Genomic DNA, 15,894 nt, shown 5'->3' with positions numbered 1-15,894 from the left:
CGGTCCAGACCGTGCCGGGACGGGGACGGCTCGCCGGCCGGGCCGAGGAAGGTGACGTCGGCTTCCGTCCCGTCGGCGTAGCGCAGGACGACGCGGCACCGGGAGCGGCGGTGGCGGGCCGGCCGGCCTCTGCGGCCAGGTCGACCGCGGCGGCGAGCGCGGGGTCGCCGTCGTCCGCGGGGTCGATGCGGCCGCCGTCCAGGAGCCAGAGATAGCCCCGGGTCCGTCCGGCGTGCCGGACGGGGATGACCAGCCGGGTGAGGATCCCGGCGTTCTCTTCGGCGGGTGTGCGCAGCGGCGCCTCGGCCGCGGCGATGCCGAACTCCTCGAACCAGGCGCGGGTGGCGGCCGGTGAGCCGCGGGTCAGGATCGACCGGGTGCGGACGGCGTCCATCGCCTCGGACCGGCTGTCGTCGTGGGCGCAGAAGGCGAGCAGGGTGAACTCGGCGTCCTCCAGCGTGGCCGGTGCGGCCAGCAGCCGGGACACCTCGTCGACGAGCTCCTGCAGGTCGTCCCGCACCGCGCCCCCTTATCCGGCCTTAGGGCCATGACGGCCCCCAGCGTCATACAAGTGTATGAGAGCACGGGCGCCGACTCTGGACATCTGTCCCTGGCCCCACGGGGGATGAGTGCCTAGCGTCGGGGTGTCCGCTTCCCCCGGCCAGGAGGCCAGTCCGTGCTGATGCAGAAGGCGTTGCTCGCCGCGTCCCGCCGTCCGGGGCTGCGCCGCGCCGTCACCGGCAACCCGGCCACCCGCAAGGTCGTCAACCGCTTCGTGGCGGGGGAGACGCTGGACGACGCCCTCGCGGCCGTCCGGGCTCTGAGCGCGGACGGCGTCCAGGTCACCCTGGACTTCCTGGGCGAGGACATCACCACCCGCGCCGAGGCCGTCCGCACGCGGGATGCCTACCTCGCCCTGCTCGAGGGTCTCGCGCCGCTGGGCCTCGGGCCCGCCGCCGAGGTGTCGATCAAGCTGTCGGCGTGCGGGCAGGCGCTCGGGCTCGGCGGCCACGACATCTCGCTCGAGCTGGCGCGGCCGATCGTGGAGGCGGCGTCGACGATCGGCACGACGGTCACCCTCGACATGGAGGACCACACGACCGTCGACTCCACGCTCGCGGCCCTCGCCGACCTGCGCAAGGAGCACCCCGGCACCGGCGCGGTGCTCCAGGCGATGCTCTTCCGCACCGAGGACGACGCGAAGGCCCTCGCCGTCACCGACTCCCGGGTGCGGCTGGTCAAGGGCGCCTACAACGAGCCCCCGAGCGTCGCGCACCAGAAGAAGAAGGACGTCGACGCCGCCTACGCCCGGTGCCTGGAGATCCTGATGGCCGGCCCGGGGTACCCGATGGTCGGGTCGCACGACCCGGCGATCGTGCAGCGCGCGCACGAACTCGCCGCCCAGCACTCGCGGACCGCCGACTCGTGGGAGATCCAGATGCTCTACGGCATCCGCCCCGACGAGCAGCGCCGCCTGGCCGCGGCCGGGACGCAGGTGCGCGCCTACGTTCCCTACGGCAGCGACTGGTACGCCTACTTCATGCGCCGGCTGGCCGAGCGCCCGGCCAACGTCGGCTTCTTCCTCCGCTCCCTCGCCACCCGCTCCTGAACTACTGAGTCCTGAGAGAGGTCCGCACCATGGACGCCGTCACCCGCGTTCCGGCCCCGCACAACGAGCCGGTGCTGACCTACGCCCCCGGCTCGGCCGAGCGCGCCGCCATCGAGGCCCGGCTGCCCGAGCTCGCGGCCGAGACCCTGGAGCTGACGAGCACGATCGGCGGTCGCCAGCGGATGGCCTCCGGTGAGAAGTTCGAGGTCGTCCAGCCGCACCGGCACGCCGCTGTCCTGGGGACGTCGGCGCACGCCACTCACGGTGATGCGGAGGACGCCGTCCGGGCCGCGAAGGAGGCCGCCCCGGGGTGGGCCGAGCTGTCCTTCGACGACCGGGCCGCGGTCTTCCTCAAGGCCGCCGACCTGCTCGCCGGCCCGTGGCGGCAGACGCTCAACGGCGCGACCATGCTCGGCCAGAGCAAGACCTCGTATCAGGCCGAGATCGACGCGGCCTGCGAGCTGATCGACTTCTGGCGCTACAACGTGCACTTCGCCCGCCAGATCCTGGCCGAGCAGCCCGAGTCGAGCGCCGGGGTCTGGAACCGGGTGGACCACCGCCCGCTCGAGGGCTTCGTCTACGCGATCACGCCGTTCAACTTCACCGCCATCGCCGGCAACCTGCCCACCGCGCCCGCGCTGATGGGCAACACCGTCGTCTGGAAGCCCTCGCCCACCCAGCAGTTCGCCGCGCACCACCTGATTCGGCTGCTCGAGGCGGCGGGCCTGCCGCCCGGCGTCATCAACATGGTCACCGGCGACGGCGTCGCGGTCTCCGAGGTCGCGCTGGCCGACCGCGACCTGGCCGGCATCCACTTCACCGGCTCGACGCCGGTCTTCCAGCACCTCTGGCGGACCGTCGGCGAGAACATCGCCTCCTACCGCACCTACCCGCGGATCGTCGGGGAGACCGGCGGCAAGGACTTCATCGTCGCCCACCCCTCGGCCGACGCCGACGTGCTGCGCACCGCGATGGTCCGCGGCGCGTTCGAGTTCCAGGGCCAGAAGTGCTCGGCGGCCTCCCGTGCCTACGTCCCCCGCAGCGTGTGGGCGCGGATGCGCGACGACCTGATCGCGACGACCGACTCCCTGCCGATGGGTGACGTCACCGACTTCTCGAACTTCATGGGCGCGGTCATCGACCGGAAGTCGTTCTCGAAGCTCTCCGGTGTCCTGGACCGGGCCAAGGACGACGACGCGCTGACCGTCGTCGCGGGCGGCACGGCCGACGACAGCGAAGGCTTCTTCGTCCGGCCCACCGTCATCGAGGGGACCGACCCCGCGCACGAGGTGTTCAGCACCGAGTACTTCGGCCCGGTGCTGGCGGTGCACGTCTACGACGACGCCGACTACGACGCGGTGCTGACCCAGATGGAGTCGGTGGCGCCGTACGCGCTGACCGGGTCGATCATCGCCCAGGACCGTGCCGCGATTGCGCACGCGCAGAAGTTCCTGCGCAATGCGGCGGGCAACTTCTACGTCAACGACAAGCCGACCGGCGCCGTCGTCGGCCAGCAGCCGTTCGGTGGCGGCCGCGCCTCGGGCACCAACGACAAGGCCGGTGCCCCGCAGAACCTGCAGCGCTGGACGAGCACCCGATCGATCAAGGAGACGTTCGTCCCCGCGACCGACCACCGCTACCCGCACATGTCGTGAGCCCCGTGGTGATCAGGTCTCCTGATCATCAGGGGTCCTGGCTCACGGTCGGTGCTGAGCCAGGACCCGGAATGATCAGGTCTCCTGATCATTCCGGGCGGGCCAGCGGACGACGCCGTCGCTGACCACCGCGCCCTCCGACGGGCGGTGCGGGGCCGGCCGGCCGTCGGGCATCAGGTGGGTGACCGGCATGTCCCGGCCGAGGACGGCGACGTCGGCGATCAGCCGCCGGTGACAGCGCCACCACACGCTCTCGCTGCACATCACCGCGACGGTCGCGGTGGCCACGTCGTCCAGCACCCGGTCCAGGGCGGCGGTGAACTCCGCCGTCCGGGTGTGGGCGGCATAGGCGGCGAACTGGGTCACGGTCCACCAGTCGTCCGCGACCGGTTCCCCCGGGGTGAGCCGGCGGCGGCCGCCCAGCCGTTCGTCCCACCGGTAGCCGATGCCGAGGGCGGGCAGCCACTCCTCGAGCGCTTCCCGGGCGACGTCGGGGTTGTTCCGGCTGGCCGGGAAGCGGCGCACGTCGACGACGAGCCCGACCTCGGCCGCGGCGAGGCGCGCACCGAGGGCCTCCCGTCCCTGCGGTCCGTGACCCACCGTCAGCAGTGGCATGCGCTCGGCCTACCCCGCAGGTCCTTTGACATGCTCGCGGAGTGAAGGGGGGAACGGTGGAGGAGCGCGTCTCGCTGGTGCGATCGCGGGGCATGCAGGCGCTCATCGGCGTCACCGTCCTCGGTTTCGCGAGCTACTGCCTGACGCTGGCGTCGCTGCCGGTCTATGCCGTCGCGGGCGGGGCGGCCGAGAGCACCGCGGGTGTCGTCACCGCCGTGTTGCTGGTCGTGACGATCGCGGTGCAGTTGCTGGTCCCGTCGCTGACCGCACGCTTCGGCGTCGGACCGGTGCTCGCCGCCGGGCTCGTCGCGATGGGGCTGCCGTCGCCGTTCTACGTGCTCGGCGACAGCGTGGCGTGGATCAGTGCGCTCTCGGCGGTGCGGGGTGCGGGGTTCGCCGTCCTGACCGTGCTGGGGGCGACCCTCGCCGCGCAGGTGGCCCCGCCGGAACGGCGCGGTGAGTCGATCGGCCTCTACGGCCTGGCCATCGCGATCCCGAACCTGGTGGCCGTTCCCGCCGGTGTGGCGCTCGTGCTCGACGGCCACGTCGGCTGGCTGTCGTGGCTGGCGGCGTCGCCGGTCCTGGGCGCCGCCTTCGTCCCGACGCTGGTGCGCTCGATGGCTCCGCAGCCGGGACCGGGGCCCACGGGGACGCGGCGGGCAGCGGTGCTGTCCGCCCTGACGCCGTCCCTGGTGCTGTTCGTGGTGACCCTGGCCGGCGGCGGGCTGGTCACGTTCCTGCCGATCGAACGGCCGGACGGCGTGCTCGCCACCGTGGCGCTCCTGCTGTTCGGCCTCACCGGTGCCGTGACCCGCTGGCGGGCCGGGCTGCTCGCCGACCGGCTCGGCAGCCGGCTCCTCCTGCCCCTCGCACTGGCCGTGTCGGCCATCGGCATGGTGCTCGTCGCGGGCGGGCTGTGGGGCAGCCCGGTCTGGGTGCTCGTCGGTGCTGCCGTCTTCGGCGCCGGCTTCGGCGCGACGCAGAACCTGACCCTGCTCGCGGCCTTCGCTCGCGCCGGGGAGAGCGGCACGACCACCGCGAGCGCGATGTGGAACATCTCCTTCGACGCCGGCACCGCCGTCGGGGCCCTCGCCCTGGGCTTCCTCGCCGCCGGCATCGGGCTGGACGGGACCTACGTGGTCGTCGCGGCGCTGCTGGCAGCCGCCGTGCCGCTGGCCTCGGCCGCCGCGCGGGTCGCCGTCCGTTCCTGAGCCTCGGCATTCACCCGGTCGGCCACCGCCTGCTGCGAGCGGATGAGCGCGATCTCCGCACCGGCCTGCCGCAGCCACGTGCGCAGGCCCGCGGGGTTGCTGCGGTTCGCGTCGCGGACGGAGCCCAGCCGCTCCTGGCGCGTGTTGGCCTGCGCCCGTTGCGCCGGCGGCAGCGCCCGGGCCTCGGCCCGGGCGATCGCGGTGAGGCCGGCGCCGACGAACACCAGGTCGCGGACGTCGGTCAGGCCGTCGAGGAGCGCCGTCGCGGCGTCGTCGTCCGCACCGAGGAGGGCGAGGAACTCGTCGGCGCGGCGACGGCCGACGGCGGCCGGATCGGGAGAGGTCACGACACAACTGTGCCCCGGCCGCGGGGGCCGGGGCACAGGAGGGCTCAGGCGTCCCGGCGCCGGAAGGCCACGAGGGCCACGAGCAGCAGGACGGCGACCTCGCCGGCGAACACCGCGAAGCCGGTCCACGGCCCCAGCAGGTTCGGGTTGAACGACACCGGTGTGGCCACCCCGGAGCCCGCGTTGCCCGGCATCGCCTTGGCGATCCACTCGCCCCACGTCCCGGGCAGCAGCCAAGCCATGTTGCCGACGACGAACACCAGCGCCAGGACGGCGGACAGCGCGGCCGCGGTGTGGCGCAGCAGCAGCCCGAGGGCGGCCGCGAACAGCCCGAGCCCTGCCATGTAGAGGCCGCTGCCGAACAGCGCCCGCAGGACGCCGTCGTCGGAGAGCGCCAGCCCGACGCCCTCCCGGGACAGGAACCAGTTGCCCGCGAAGTACCCGGCGAAGGCCGTGACCGTGCCGACGACGAACAGCGTCGAGCTGATCACGAGCGCCTTGGCCGCCAGGACCGCGCCGCGTCGCGGCGTCGCCGAGAGCGTCGCGCGGATCATGCCCGTGCCGTACTCGCTCGTGGCCACGAGCGTGCCGAGCACGATCGCGGTGATCTGGGCGATCATCATCCCCCAGGTCACGAAGGAGCCCGCGGACTCCCCGGCGGCTCCGCTCGCGATGTCCTTGGCGGCGAGCGCGCAGACGAGCGCGGTGAGACCGGCGCCGAGGACGAACAGCATCGCGGTGGACCAGAAGGTCGACCGCACGGTCCAGAACTTGATCCACTCGGCCCGGAGGGTGTCCGGGAAGCCGGGCGCCCGGACCCCCGGGACGTTGCTCTTCGGGTCGAGGACGACGGTCTGCGAGGTCGGGGTCATGGTCATCGGGCGATCCCAGCGGAGGTCGGGGCCATCTCGTGGGCGGAGTACTCCACGCTGTCGGCGGTCAGGGTCATGAAGGCGTCCTCGAGCGAGGAGCGGACGAGGGTCAGCTCGTGCAGCAGGAGCCCGCTCGTGCCGACGAGCTCACCGATGGCGGCGGCGTCGAGACCCTGCACCCGCAGTTCCTCGTCGTGGACGTCGACGTCGAGCCCCTGCCGGCGCAGCAGGTCGGCGACCTCCCCGCGCTGCGGGCTCTGCACCCGCACGTAGGAGGCGGCGTGGTCGGCGATGAACTCGCTCATCGAGCAGTCGGCGAGAACCGTGCCGCGGCCGATGACGACGAGGTGGTCGGCCGTGAGCGCCATCTCCGACATCAGATGGCTGGAGACGAAGACGGTGCGGCCCTCGGCGGCCAGCTGCCGCGCCAGGGTGCGCACCCACCGGATGCCCTCGGGGTCCAGGCCGTTGACCGGCTCGTCGAGGACGACGACGGGCGGGTCGCCGAGCAGCGCGACGGCGATGCCCAGCCGCTGGCCCATTCCCAGGGAGAACTTGCCGACCCGCTGGCCGGCGACCGCGTCGAGGCCGACGAGGTCGAGCACCTCGTCGACCCGCGCGGCCGGGATCCGGTTGCTGACGGCGAGCCAGCGCAGGTGGTCGCGGGCGGAGCGGCCGGGGTGCAGGGCCCGCGCCTCCAGCAGCGCGCCGACCTCTCGCAGCGGGGCGGGGGAGTCGGCGTAGCGGTGCCCGTTGACGGTCACGCTGCCGGCACTGGGGCGGTCGAGGCCGAGGATCATCCGCATCGTCGTCGACTTGCCGGCTCCGTTGGGACCGAGGAAACCGGTCACGCGGCCGGGCTCGACGGTGAACGTGATGCCGTCGACGGCGGTCTTCTGGCCGTACGTCTTGGTGAGTCCCTGGGCGGTGATCATGCGATCGACCCGCTGCCCGGGCGCTGGGTGGAAGTCATGGGGACGACCCTGTCGGCCCGACGTCCCCCGGCACATCGGGGGAAGCCCTGACCCGACCCTGAACCGCCCCTGAACCGGGAACTCAAGCGGTGCGGGGGAGATCCCCGGCGGGGCGGAGCAGCCGGCGCAGCTGACGAGCGGCCGACTGGCCGGCGCGATTGGCGCCGATCGTGCTGGCCGACGGGCCGTATCCGACCAGGTGGATCCGCGGTTCCCCCGCGACGTGGGTGCCGTCCATCCGGATGCCGCCGCCTGGGGCACGCAGGTGCAGGGGTGCGAGGTGGGTGACCGCGGCGCGGAAGCCGGTGGCCCAGAGGATGACGTCGGCTCGGACGCTGCGGCCGTCGTCCCAGACCACGCCGTCCTCGGTGATGCGGTCGAACATCGGCAGCCGCTCCAGGACGCCGCGGTCGAGGGCGTCGCGGATGTACGGCGTCGAGGTCAGCAGGCCGGTGACGCCGACGACGCTGCCGGGACGTCGTCCTTCGCGCACCGCCTCCTCGACCAGCGCGACCGCCTGCCGGCCGAGGTCCTCGTCGAACGGGCCCTCCCGCCAGACCGGCGGACGGCGGGTGACCCAGGTGGTGTCGGCGACCGTCGAGATCTCGCCGAGCAGCTGGGTCGCCGAGGCCCCGCCGCCGACCACGACGACGCTCGAGCCGGCGAACTCGGCGGCACCGCGGTAGTCGACCGTGTGCAGCTGACGGCCGCGGAACAGCTCCTGGCCCGGGTAGCGGGGGACGAACGGCCGCGTCCACGTGCCGGTGGCGTTGACGATCGCCCGGGCCGTCCAGTCCCCGGAGTCGGTCCCCACCCGGAAGCGGTCGTCGTCGGTGCGGCGGACGGCGCGCACGCGGACCGGCCGCTGGATCGGGAGGTCGAAGCGGCGCTCGTACTCGGCGAAGTAGGCGGGCACGACCTCGGCGGCACGCAGGCTCTCGGCCTCCGGCTCGAAGGGCAGCCCGGGCAGGTCGTGCACGCGGTGGGTGGTGCCCACGGTCAGCGACGGCCAGCGGTGCTGCCACGCCCCGCCGGGGCTGTCGTCGGCGTCGAGGACGACGAAACCGGAGCCGGGCTCGAACCCCTGCCGGGCGAGCGCCCAGGCGGTGCTGAGCCCCGCCTGCCCGGCTCCGATGACGACGATCTCGACGTCCCGCCCGGCCGGTGTGCTGCTCACATGAGGGCCAACGCGGGACGGCGCCGTTGGCTTCCGCAACGGTCCCCGCCGGGCCGAAAGCGTGCGGGGACGCGTGCGCAATGTGGGGAGCACACGCAGGTTGGCCCTAGGTCGGTGTGGGCCGCAGCCAGGGTCGCGGGCCGCGATCGCCGGGCATCCTTGCTGAGGCGTCAAGGTGACCGATCCGTTACCGATCGCGGCTCAGATCCGGCCCTTAAGCCCCTACAGTCACCGCAATGTGCGCCACGTCACGCCCGGGCGGTCGCTCCGTCCGGTCCGCTGCAGGCCGGTGCGCACCGGCCGGCCCGCCTCCCGCGTCGCACGCCGGCGCAGTTAGGAAGTGCAGTCCGTGCTGAGCATCGATTCGCTGCACGTGACCTACGGCGGCGCCGTCCAGGCCGTGCGGGGGGTCTCGATGGAGGTTCCCGACGGCAAGGTCGTCGCGGTCCTCGGGAGCAACGGCGCAGGCAAGACCACGCTCCTGCGCACCATCTCCGGGACGCTGCGGCTGCACCGCGGCCGCGTCGAGTCCGGCTCGGTGCGCTTCGGCGAGACCGACCTCGGGTCCCGCGACCCCGCGCAGACCGTCCGGATGGGCCTGGTCCAGGTCCCTGAGGGACGACGCATCTTCGGCCGGCTCACGGTCGAGGAGAACCTCCGGGCCGGCGGGATGGGCAGCAAGGACAAGGCTGCGAAGGCGAAGGCGCAGGACCGCGTCTACGAGTTGTTCCCGGTGCTCAAGGAGCGCAGCGCCCAGCGCGGGGCCCTCCTGTCCGGCGGCGAGCAGCAGATGCTGGCGATCGGCCGGGCGCTGATGGCCAGCCCCAAGCTGCTCCTCCTGGACGAGCCGTCGCTGGGTCTCGCGCCGCGCATCATCGGCCAGATCGGTGAGGTCATCGCCGAGATCAACCGGCAGGGCACCTCGGTCCTGCTGGTGGAGCAGAACGCCACGATGGCGCTCGGGGTCGCCGACCTGGCCTACGTGCTCGACGTCGGCGAGGTGTCGCTCTCCGGCAACGCACGCGAGCTCGCCCAGACCGACGAGGTGCAGCGCCTCTACCTCGGGCACGACGGGGACGGCGACGAGGCGCACATGCGCACCCGCGCAGCGTCGGGCAAGAGGCTCTCCCGGTGGACGGCATGAGCGCAAGCGCCGCGGGGGCGGAGATCCGGTCGGACATCCCGTCCGTCGACGTCGAGAACGTCAGCGTCCGGTTCGGGGCCATCAAGGCCCTGTCGGAGGTGTCGTTCACCGTCGAGCCCGGCACGATCCACGCGATCATCGGGCCCAACGGCGCGGGCAAGTCGACGATGTTCAACGTCCTGTCGGGCGTCTACAAGGCCGCCGAGGGGCAGGTCCGCTTCGGCGACTCCCGGCTCGACCAGATGCGGCCGTACCAGATCGCCGGCATCGGGGTGGCGCGGGCGTTCCAGAACATCGCGCTGTCCGGCGGCCAGACCGTGGCCGAGAACCTGATGCTGGGCCGCCACCACCTGACGAAGGCCGGCTTCATCGCCGCCGGGCTGCGGCTGCCGCGGGCCACCCGCGAGGGGAAGATCCACGGCGAACGGGTCGCCGAGATCGCCGAGTTCCTCGAGTTGGGCGACAAGCTGCACACCCCCGTCGGCGTCCTCTCCTACGGTGACCAGAAGCGCGTCGAGGTGGCGCGTGCGCTCTGCACCGAGCCGCGGCTGCTCCTGCTCGACGAGCCGGTGGCCGGCATGAACGCCGAGGAGACCGACCGGATGGCCGAGGCGATCCTCGAGATCCGTTCGGCGCTCGGCATCTCCGTCGTCCTCGTCGAGCACGACATGGGCATGGTCATGTCGCTGGCCGACCGGGTCACCGTGCTCGACTTCGGGCGCCGCATCGCCGACGGCACACCGGCCGAGGTGCAGGTCCACCCCGAGGTCATCCGCGCCTACCTGGGGTCCGGCGACGAGATCAATCCGGCGGAGGCGGCCGAGGCCGCCGCGACCGGTCACCACTCCTCCGAAACTCCCGGGACGCACTCGTGACCCAGTTCCTGTCGCTGCTGCTCAACGGCATCTCGCTGGGCGCCATCTACGCGCTCATCGCACTCGGCTTCGTGATCATCTTCAAGGCGAGCGAGGTCGTGAGCTTCACGCACGGCTCGCTGCTGCTGCTCGGCGCCTACTCGATCGCCCGGCTGTCGGAGCCCCTCGGGTTCTTCTTCGGGGCCATCGTGGGCATCGCGATCACGGCGCTGGCCGCCCTGATCATCGAGCGGCTGATCATCAACCGGCTGCGCGGGGCGCCGGTGATCAGTCTGGCCATCGTCACCATCGGCGTCGACATCATCCTGCTGACCGAGCTCATCCGGCGGATCGGCTCCGACATCCTCAACGTCCCCCACCCGTGGGGCGGCGGCTCCGTCCGGATCGGCGACATCGGCATCAGCCAGAACCGGCTGATCGCCACGATCGTCGCGGGCGTGCTGATCGCCCTGTTCTTCGTGGCGTTCAAGTACTCGAGCTGGGGCGTGTCGATGCGCGCCTCGGCCGAGGACGGCGAGACCGCCGCGCTCATGGGGATCCGGCTGGGCCGCGTATCGGCGCTGGCCTGGGTCGTCGCGGGCGCGCTCGCCGGGGTCGCTGCCCTGTTCCTCGTCGGATCACCCACACCCGGCGTGAGCCCGACCGTCTACACCGTCGCGCTCCGGGCCTTCCCGGCCGCGATCCTCGGCGGCCTGGACTCCACCGGCGGCGCGCTGGTGGGTGGGCTGCTGATCGGGGTGTCGGAGTCCCTGGCATCCGGCTACCAGGACCAGCTGCTGTTCCTGGGCCGCGGGTTCGGCGACGTCGTCCCGTACATCGTCATGATCGCCGTCCTCCTGGTCCGGCCGTCCGGGCTCTTCGGCACCAAGGAGCTGACCCGTGTCTGAGGCGACCGCAACGCCGCGTGGCTCGACCCGCATCGGCGCCCCCGCCGGGGGCCGCTCCGCCGCGCCCCGCCGGTCCTTCCTGCGACCGCTGATCCTGGTCGTCCTGCTGGTCGTCCTGCTGGCGCTCCCGATCTACGTCGAGGAGTTCTGGCTGCGCACCGGGTTCGCCGTGTTCGGCGCGATCGTCGGTGCCATCGGGCTGAACCTGCTCGTCGGCACCACCGGCCAGCTCTCGCTCGCCCATGCCTTCTTCCTGGCCTGCGGCGCCGTCACCTACGTCTTCGTGTCGGGCGACTCCGGTGGCATCGGGCTGGCCGACCTGAGCGGGCTCGGGCTCCCGCCGCTGGTCGGGATGATCGCCGGCGTGCTGGTGGCCGGCCTCGCCGGCCTGCTGTTCAGCCCGATCGCGGCGCGGTTGCGGGGCATCTACCTCGGTGTCGCCTCGCTGGGTCTGGTCTTCATCGGCCAGCACGTGCTCAACAGCTGGACGTCGGTGACCGGCGGCTTCAACGGGCGGTCGGCGCCGGAGTTCTCGCTCTTCGGCTTCACCTTCGGCAACCGTGACCCCGAGCTGTTCGTCGTCGGTGTGCCGTTCCGGGAGGCCGAGCGGCTCTGGTACCTCGGGCTGGTCCTGGCCTTCCTCGCGTACCTGTTCGCGCGGAACCTGTTGCGCAGCCGCCCCGGGCGGGCGCTGCAGACGCTGCGCGACAGCGAGGTCGCCGCGTCGGTGATGGGCGTCAACGTGCAGCGCTACAAGGCGCGCGTCTTCCTCGTGAGCTCCATGTACGCGGGGCTCTCCGGCGTGATGTACGCGCTGTCCATCGGCAGCATCGCCCCGGAGTCCTTCGGGCTCGAGCTGTCGATCCTGTTCCTCGCCATGATCGTCCTCGGCGGGCTCGGGTCGGTCGGCGGAGCGGCAGCGGGCGCGGTGTTCGTCAGCGCGCTGCCCCTGGTCTTCCAGCGCTACGCCGACGTCGTGCCCTTCGTCGGCGGTGCCGGCGAGGGCGGGCTGGCTCCCGGCGAAGCGGCGCGCTACTTCTTCGGCCTGGCGATCATCCTCGTCGTCATGTTCGAGCCGGCCGGGCTGGCCGGCTTCGCCGGGCGGTTCCGCCGCAAGGGCCGGGACCCCGGCGGCGGGCGGCCCACCAGTTCCTCCTCAGCCGCTACCGACAGTTCCACCACATCTGTTCCGTCAGACCGACCAGCACAAGGGAGCACGTCATGAAGCTAGGCAAGGGTTCGCGCAGCGCGGTCGTCGTGGCAGCCGTCGTGGTTGCCGCGGCGTCCGGCTGCAGCACAAAGGCCCCGGAGAGCAGCGGGTCCGCCGAGGGCGAGGCCGGCGACGTCACGACCGACATCGGCGTCGAGGGCGACACCATCACGTTGGGCGTCCTCACCGACCTCACCGGCGTGTTCGCCGCGCTCGGCAAGGACATCACCAACGCCAACGAGCTGTTCTGGAAGGACAACAAGGTCTGTGACACCTACAGCGTCGAGCTCGACGTGCAGGACACGGGCTACGTCCCCCAGCAGGGTGTCCAGCTCTACAGCGGGATGAAGGACAGCGTCCTCGCGATGCAGCAGACGATCGGCTCGCCGATCAACACCGCCCTGGCGCCGGAGTACGAGGCCGACCAGATCGTCAACTTCCCCTCGGCGTGGTCCAAGACCCTGACCGAGATCCCCGGCACCGGCGTCGTCGGCGCGACGTACGACGTCGAGATCGCCAACGGCTACGACTACATGTTCCAGGAGGGCCTCCTCAAGGAGGGCGACACCGTCGGACACATCTACTTCGAGGGTGAGTACGGCGCCAACGGCCTCGCCGGCAGCCAGGCCGTGGCCGAGGAGAAGGGGCTCGAGCTCGTCGAGGCCCAGATCAAGTCGACCGACCAGGACATGAGTGCCCAGGTCACCCAGTTCAAGGCGGCCGGCGTCGACATGATCGCCCTCACCGTCGCCCCCGGGCAGCTGGCGTCGGTGGCCGCGGTCGCGGAGGCCCAGGGTCTCGACGTCCCGATCCTCGGCAGCAACCCGGTCTTCGCGCCGGGTCTGCTCCAGGGGCCCGCGGCGAACTGGCTGAAGAGCCACCTCTACGTCGCGTCCCCGGTGTCGGCGTTCGACGCCAACCCTGACCTGCTCGACGCGTACGAGGCGGAGTACCCCGACGCCACCCCGAGCCTCGGCGTGATCGTGGGCACCGGCATGAGCACCCTGATGAAGGAGGTGCTCGACTCCGCCTGCGAGAACGGCGACCTCACCCGCCAGGGCGTCCTCGATGCGTTCGACGGACTGGAGGAGGCGGACACCGGCGGCCTCGTCGTCCCGATCCGCGGCTTCGAGCTCGGCAAGTCGCCGAGCCTGGAGAGCTTCGTGCTCCAGCCGGCCGACGTGCCCGGTGGCGCCAAGGTGGCGGCCGAGGCCTTCGAGGGCGAGTTCGCCGCGAAGATCGCCGGCTGACCTCAGCACCGCGTGACGGACGGCGCCCCCTCCTTCGGGAGGGGGCGCCGTTCTGCTGTCCGGCCTCAGAGCCGGCCGCGACCGGCGACCGGCAGCAGGCGCACCGAGAGCACCGCCGTGAGAACCGCGGCCGCCGCCAGCGGCACGGTGGACGACGTGGCCCGCGCGACCACGGCCATGACGAAGGGGACGGCGAAGCCGAGATAGGCGATCGCCAGGAACAGCGCCGTCAGTGCCCCGCGACGCGTCGGTGCGGCCAGCCGGGCGGTCAGCGTGAGCCCCGCCGCGAGACACAGGCCGCCTCCGGAGCCGAGCAGCGGGGCGGCCGCGATCAGCCAGGGCAGCCAGCCGGTCGACGCGAACGCCGCTGCTGCCGCGAACCCGGCCGCTCCGAGCGCGCTGCCGACGACCGCCGTCCACCGTCCGAGCCGGCGCTGCAGCCCCGCCACCAGCGTCCCGGCGCCGAGCGTCACGCCCGCCAGCAGGCCGGTGACCGCGACCCCGCCGTAGGGCAGGTCGACCAGCAGCGGGACCGCCGAGATGACGGACGAGGGGAACGCGTAGACGCACACCGCCACGGGAGCCAGCACGGTCGCCACCAGCAGCCCGTCGCCGGGACGGATCAGGGGGACGGCCGGGTCTCCTCCCGCCGCCCCGTGATGGACGGCGGAGAGGTCGACGGTCTCGGGCAGCCGCAGGGCGAGGCTGAGCCCGGCCGCGACCAGCGCCGTGTGGACCAGGTACGGCAGCACCGTGGGCGCCGGAGCGAACTCCCCGAGCAACCCGCTCGTCAGCGGGCCCAGTGAGAACCCCGCGGTCATGGCGAACGCCGCCCGCCGTCCGCCGGCGCCCTCGCCGGAGGCGAGCGACAGCTCGCCCACCCAGGCGCTGCCGACGCTGAAGACGACGCCGCTCACGACACCCTGCAGGAAGCGGGCCGCGAAGAGCAGGGGAAGGGAATCGCCGGCGAAGGCGAAGGCCAGCGACGCGAGCCCCGACAGGACGATGCCCGGGATCGCGACCCGCCGGCGGCCGAGCCGGTCGGAGAGCTGGCCGGCGAGCAGCAGCGCGGGCACGAGCCCGGCGGCGTAGCAGCCGAACAGGGCGGTGAGTACCTCCGCCGAGAGGTCCAGGCGCTCCTGGTAGACGAGCAGCAGAGGTGTCGGCACGTTGGTGCCGGCCGCGACGGCGAACAGCGCGAACACCGCCCGCTTCCAGGTCACCGTCGGACCCTACGGAGGTCCGTGCCCGTCCCGCTGGGCGGGATCCGGTGCGCCGTGCAGGTGGGTTGTCGCTCCCGGCCCTCCCCGGAAGGACGACACGCGTCCCCGGGTCGGGTGACGCTTCCCCGCCCGGTCACCGACAGTCACCGGGGGCGGGAAAGCTGCGGTCCGTGGGAGACGTGCGTCGGAACCCTGGGCGTCGGCCTCGTCGTCCCCGGTCCACCGGCGGCACGCTGCTCGCCTCGCTGGGGGTGGTCACGACCGGTGCGGCGCTGGCCGGTGTCGGCACGTTCGGGACCTTCACCGACAGCGCGACGCCCCTGTCCGCCGGCGTCGGAAACGGCGTGGTGTCGATCGACCTCGACGGGCCCGACCACCTGGGCACCGTGCCACTGGCCTTCGGCGGCATCCTGCCCGGAGGCTCGGTGACCCGGACGATCAGCCTGGTCAACGACGGCAGCTCCGACCTGGCCACCGTCACGCTGACCTCGGTGGCCACCCTCTCGAGCGTCCTGGACACCGATCCCGCGAACGGGCTGCAGCTGACCGTGCGTTCCTGCTCGGTGCCGTGGTCGGCGTCGACGGTGTGCGCGGCCGCCGAGCGCACCGTGCTCGCGTCCGGGCCGGTGATCCGGGAGGCGTCCCTGGCCCGGCCGGCAAGCCTGGTGGCGGGCAGCGCCGACCATTTGGCGCTGACCGTGTCCCTGCCGGACTCGGCAGGCAACGCCTTCGCCGGCCGCAGCAGCGCGCTGGAGTTCACGTTCACCGCCGTCCAGCGACCGGGCGCCGCCCGATGACACTTCGGCGCGCGAAGCGCGCCGTCTGGGACCAAGATCGGACAACAT

The 15,894-nt window shown here is 72.7% G+C and carries 15 protein-coding genes and 1 pseudogene; 9 read left to right on the top strand and 7 right to left on the bottom strand.

Going from position 1 to position 15,894, the window contains the following annotated elements; translation table 11 throughout:
* Nucleotides 1-520: pseudogene (locus E4P38_RS02490) on the bottom strand (PucR family transcriptional regulator); the annotation flags it as partial.
* Nucleotides 521-682: 162 nt separating this feature from the next.
* On the opposite strand from E4P38_RS02490, the gene E4P38_RS02485 reads away from it, so the two are divergent.
* Nucleotides 683-1,609 carry a proline dehydrogenase family protein gene (locus E4P38_RS02485; protein WP_245160741.1) on the top strand — a complete coding sequence of 309 codons (927 nt, stop codon included), beginning with the start codon at nucleotides 683-685 and terminating at the stop codon, nucleotides 1,607-1,609.
* A gap of 29 nt (nucleotides 1,610-1,638) precedes the next feature.
* A complete protein-coding gene (gene pruA, locus E4P38_RS02480) occupies nucleotides 1,639-3,264 on the top strand; it encodes an L-glutamate gamma-semialdehyde dehydrogenase (RefSeq protein WP_135130103.1) in 1,626 nt (541 codons plus the stop codon).
* 75 nt (nucleotides 3,265-3,339) lie between these two features.
* Here the strand turns inward: pruA and E4P38_RS02475 are convergent, their stop codons facing one another.
* Nucleotides 3,340-3,879 (bottom strand): DUF488 domain-containing protein, encoded by a 540-nt coding sequence (locus E4P38_RS02475; protein WP_135130102.1) that lies wholly within the window; start codon nucleotides 3,877-3,879, stop codon nucleotides 3,340-3,342.
* 41 nt (nucleotides 3,880-3,920) lie between these two features.
* On the opposite strand from E4P38_RS02475, the gene E4P38_RS02470 reads away from it, so the two are divergent.
* Complete coding sequence (locus E4P38_RS02470; RefSeq protein WP_245160736.1) at nucleotides 3,921-5,090, top strand: MFS transporter; 1,170 nt, start codon at nucleotides 3,921-3,923, stop codon at nucleotides 5,088-5,090.
* Here E4P38_RS02470 and E4P38_RS02465 read toward each other — a convergent pair.
* The 4 genes from E4P38_RS02465 to E4P38_RS02450 all read right to left on the bottom strand — a co-directional run bounded on the left by E4P38_RS02465 (nucleotide 5,012) and on the right by E4P38_RS02450 (nucleotide 8,460).
* The gene (locus E4P38_RS02465) at nucleotides 5,012-5,437 is read right to left on the bottom strand and encodes a hypothetical protein (protein ID WP_209308888.1); all 426 of its coding nucleotides are present in this window, start codon (nucleotides 5,435-5,437) and stop codon (nucleotides 5,012-5,014) included. The genes E4P38_RS02470 and E4P38_RS02465 overlap by 79 nt on opposite strands.
* A gap of 44 nt (nucleotides 5,438-5,481) precedes the next feature.
* Nucleotides 5,482-6,315: an ABC transporter permease gene (locus E4P38_RS02460; RefSeq protein ID WP_135130101.1), complete on the bottom strand. Its 834-nt coding sequence runs from the start codon at nucleotides 6,313-6,315 to the stop codon at nucleotides 5,482-5,484.
* Nucleotides 6,312-7,244, bottom strand: a complete 933-nt coding sequence (locus tag E4P38_RS02455; RefSeq protein ID WP_135130100.1) for an ABC transporter ATP-binding protein — start codon at nucleotides 7,242-7,244, stop codon at nucleotides 6,312-6,314. The genes E4P38_RS02460 and E4P38_RS02455 overlap by 4 nt, the downstream gene beginning before the upstream one ends.
* 121 nt (nucleotides 7,245-7,365) lie before the next feature.
* Nucleotides 7,366-8,460, bottom strand: a complete 1,095-nt coding sequence (locus E4P38_RS02450) for an FAD-dependent oxidoreductase (RefSeq protein WP_135130099.1) — start codon at nucleotides 8,458-8,460, stop codon at nucleotides 7,366-7,368.
* Nucleotides 8,461-8,809: 349 nt separating this feature from the next.
* Between E4P38_RS02450 and E4P38_RS02445 the strand changes: the two genes are divergently transcribed.
* Genes E4P38_RS02445 through E4P38_RS02425 form a run of 5 tightly spaced genes read left to right on the top strand, consistent with a single transcriptional unit; the run spans nucleotide 8,810 to nucleotide 13,826 of the window.
* Nucleotides 8,810-9,604: an ABC transporter ATP-binding protein gene (locus E4P38_RS02445; RefSeq protein WP_135130098.1), complete on the top strand. Its 795-nt coding sequence runs from the start codon at nucleotides 8,810-8,812 to the stop codon at nucleotides 9,602-9,604.
* Nucleotides 9,601-10,479: an ABC transporter ATP-binding protein gene (locus E4P38_RS02440; RefSeq protein WP_135130097.1), complete on the top strand. Its 879-nt coding sequence runs from the start codon at nucleotides 9,601-9,603 to the stop codon at nucleotides 10,477-10,479. The genes E4P38_RS02445 and E4P38_RS02440 overlap by 4 nt, the downstream gene beginning before the upstream one ends.
* Complete coding sequence (locus tag E4P38_RS02435) at nucleotides 10,476-11,366, top strand: branched-chain amino acid ABC transporter permease (RefSeq protein ID WP_135130096.1); 891 nt, start codon at nucleotides 10,476-10,478, stop codon at nucleotides 11,364-11,366. The genes E4P38_RS02440 and E4P38_RS02435 overlap by 4 nt, the downstream gene beginning before the upstream one ends.
* A complete protein-coding gene (locus E4P38_RS02430) occupies nucleotides 11,359-12,591 on the top strand; it encodes a branched-chain amino acid ABC transporter permease (RefSeq protein ID WP_135130095.1) in 1,233 nt (410 codons plus the stop codon). Before E4P38_RS02435 ends, E4P38_RS02430 begins: the two co-directional genes overlap by 8 nt.
* Nucleotides 12,588-13,826, top strand: a complete 1,239-nt coding sequence (locus tag E4P38_RS02425; protein WP_135130094.1) for an ABC transporter substrate-binding protein — start codon at nucleotides 12,588-12,590, stop codon at nucleotides 13,824-13,826. Before E4P38_RS02430 ends, E4P38_RS02425 begins: the two co-directional genes overlap by 4 nt.
* A 65-nt stretch (nucleotides 13,827-13,891) precedes the next feature.
* Here the strand turns inward: E4P38_RS02425 and E4P38_RS02420 are convergent, their stop codons facing one another.
* Nucleotides 13,892-15,049 (bottom strand): MFS transporter, encoded by a 1,158-nt coding sequence (locus tag E4P38_RS02420; protein ID WP_135130093.1) that lies wholly within the window; start codon nucleotides 15,047-15,049, stop codon nucleotides 13,892-13,894.
* Between the two features lie 170 nt (nucleotides 15,050-15,219).
* On the opposite strand from E4P38_RS02420, the gene E4P38_RS02415 reads away from it, so the two are divergent.
* Nucleotides 15,220-15,846, top strand: a complete 627-nt coding sequence (locus E4P38_RS02415; RefSeq protein WP_135130092.1) for a hypothetical protein — start codon at nucleotides 15,220-15,222, stop codon at nucleotides 15,844-15,846.
* Nucleotides 15,847-15,894 lie beyond the last annotated feature (48 nt).

Source organism: Blastococcus sp. CT_GayMR16 (genome assembly GCF_004570875.1).
Taxonomy (GTDB): Bacteria; Actinomycetota; Actinomycetes; order Mycobacteriales; family Geodermatophilaceae; genus Blastococcus_B.
This window is presented reverse-complemented; position numbering and strand designations above follow the sequence as displayed.

What these genes read in the sequence shown, in the direction of transcription:
- pruA (WP_135130103.1), top strand. Translation starts at nt 1,639, where the DNA reads ATGGACGCCGTCACCCGCGTTCCGGCCCCGCACAACGAGCCGGTGCTG.
- E4P38_RS02475 (WP_135130102.1), bottom strand. Translation starts at nt 3,879, where the DNA reads ATGCCACTGCTGACGGTGGGTCACGGACCGCAGGGACGGGAGGCCCTC.
- E4P38_RS02460 (WP_135130101.1), bottom strand. Translation starts at nt 6,315, where the DNA reads ATGACCATGACCCCGACCTCGCAGACCGTCGTCCTCGACCCGAAGAGC.
- E4P38_RS02425 (WP_135130094.1), top strand. Translation starts at nt 12,588, where the DNA reads ATGAAGCTAGGCAAGGGTTCGCGCAGCGCGGTCGTCGTGGCAGCCGTC.
- E4P38_RS02485 (WP_245160741.1), top strand. Translation starts at nt 683, where the DNA reads ATGCAGAAGGCGTTGCTCGCCGCGTCCCGCCGTCCGGGGCTGCGCCGC.
- E4P38_RS02440 (WP_135130097.1), top strand. Translation starts at nt 9,601, where the DNA reads ATGAGCGCAAGCGCCGCGGGGGCGGAGATCCGGTCGGACATCCCGTCC.
- E4P38_RS02455 (WP_135130100.1), bottom strand. Translation starts at nt 7,244, where the DNA reads ATGATCACCGCCCAGGGACTCACCAAGACGTACGGCCAGAAGACCGCC.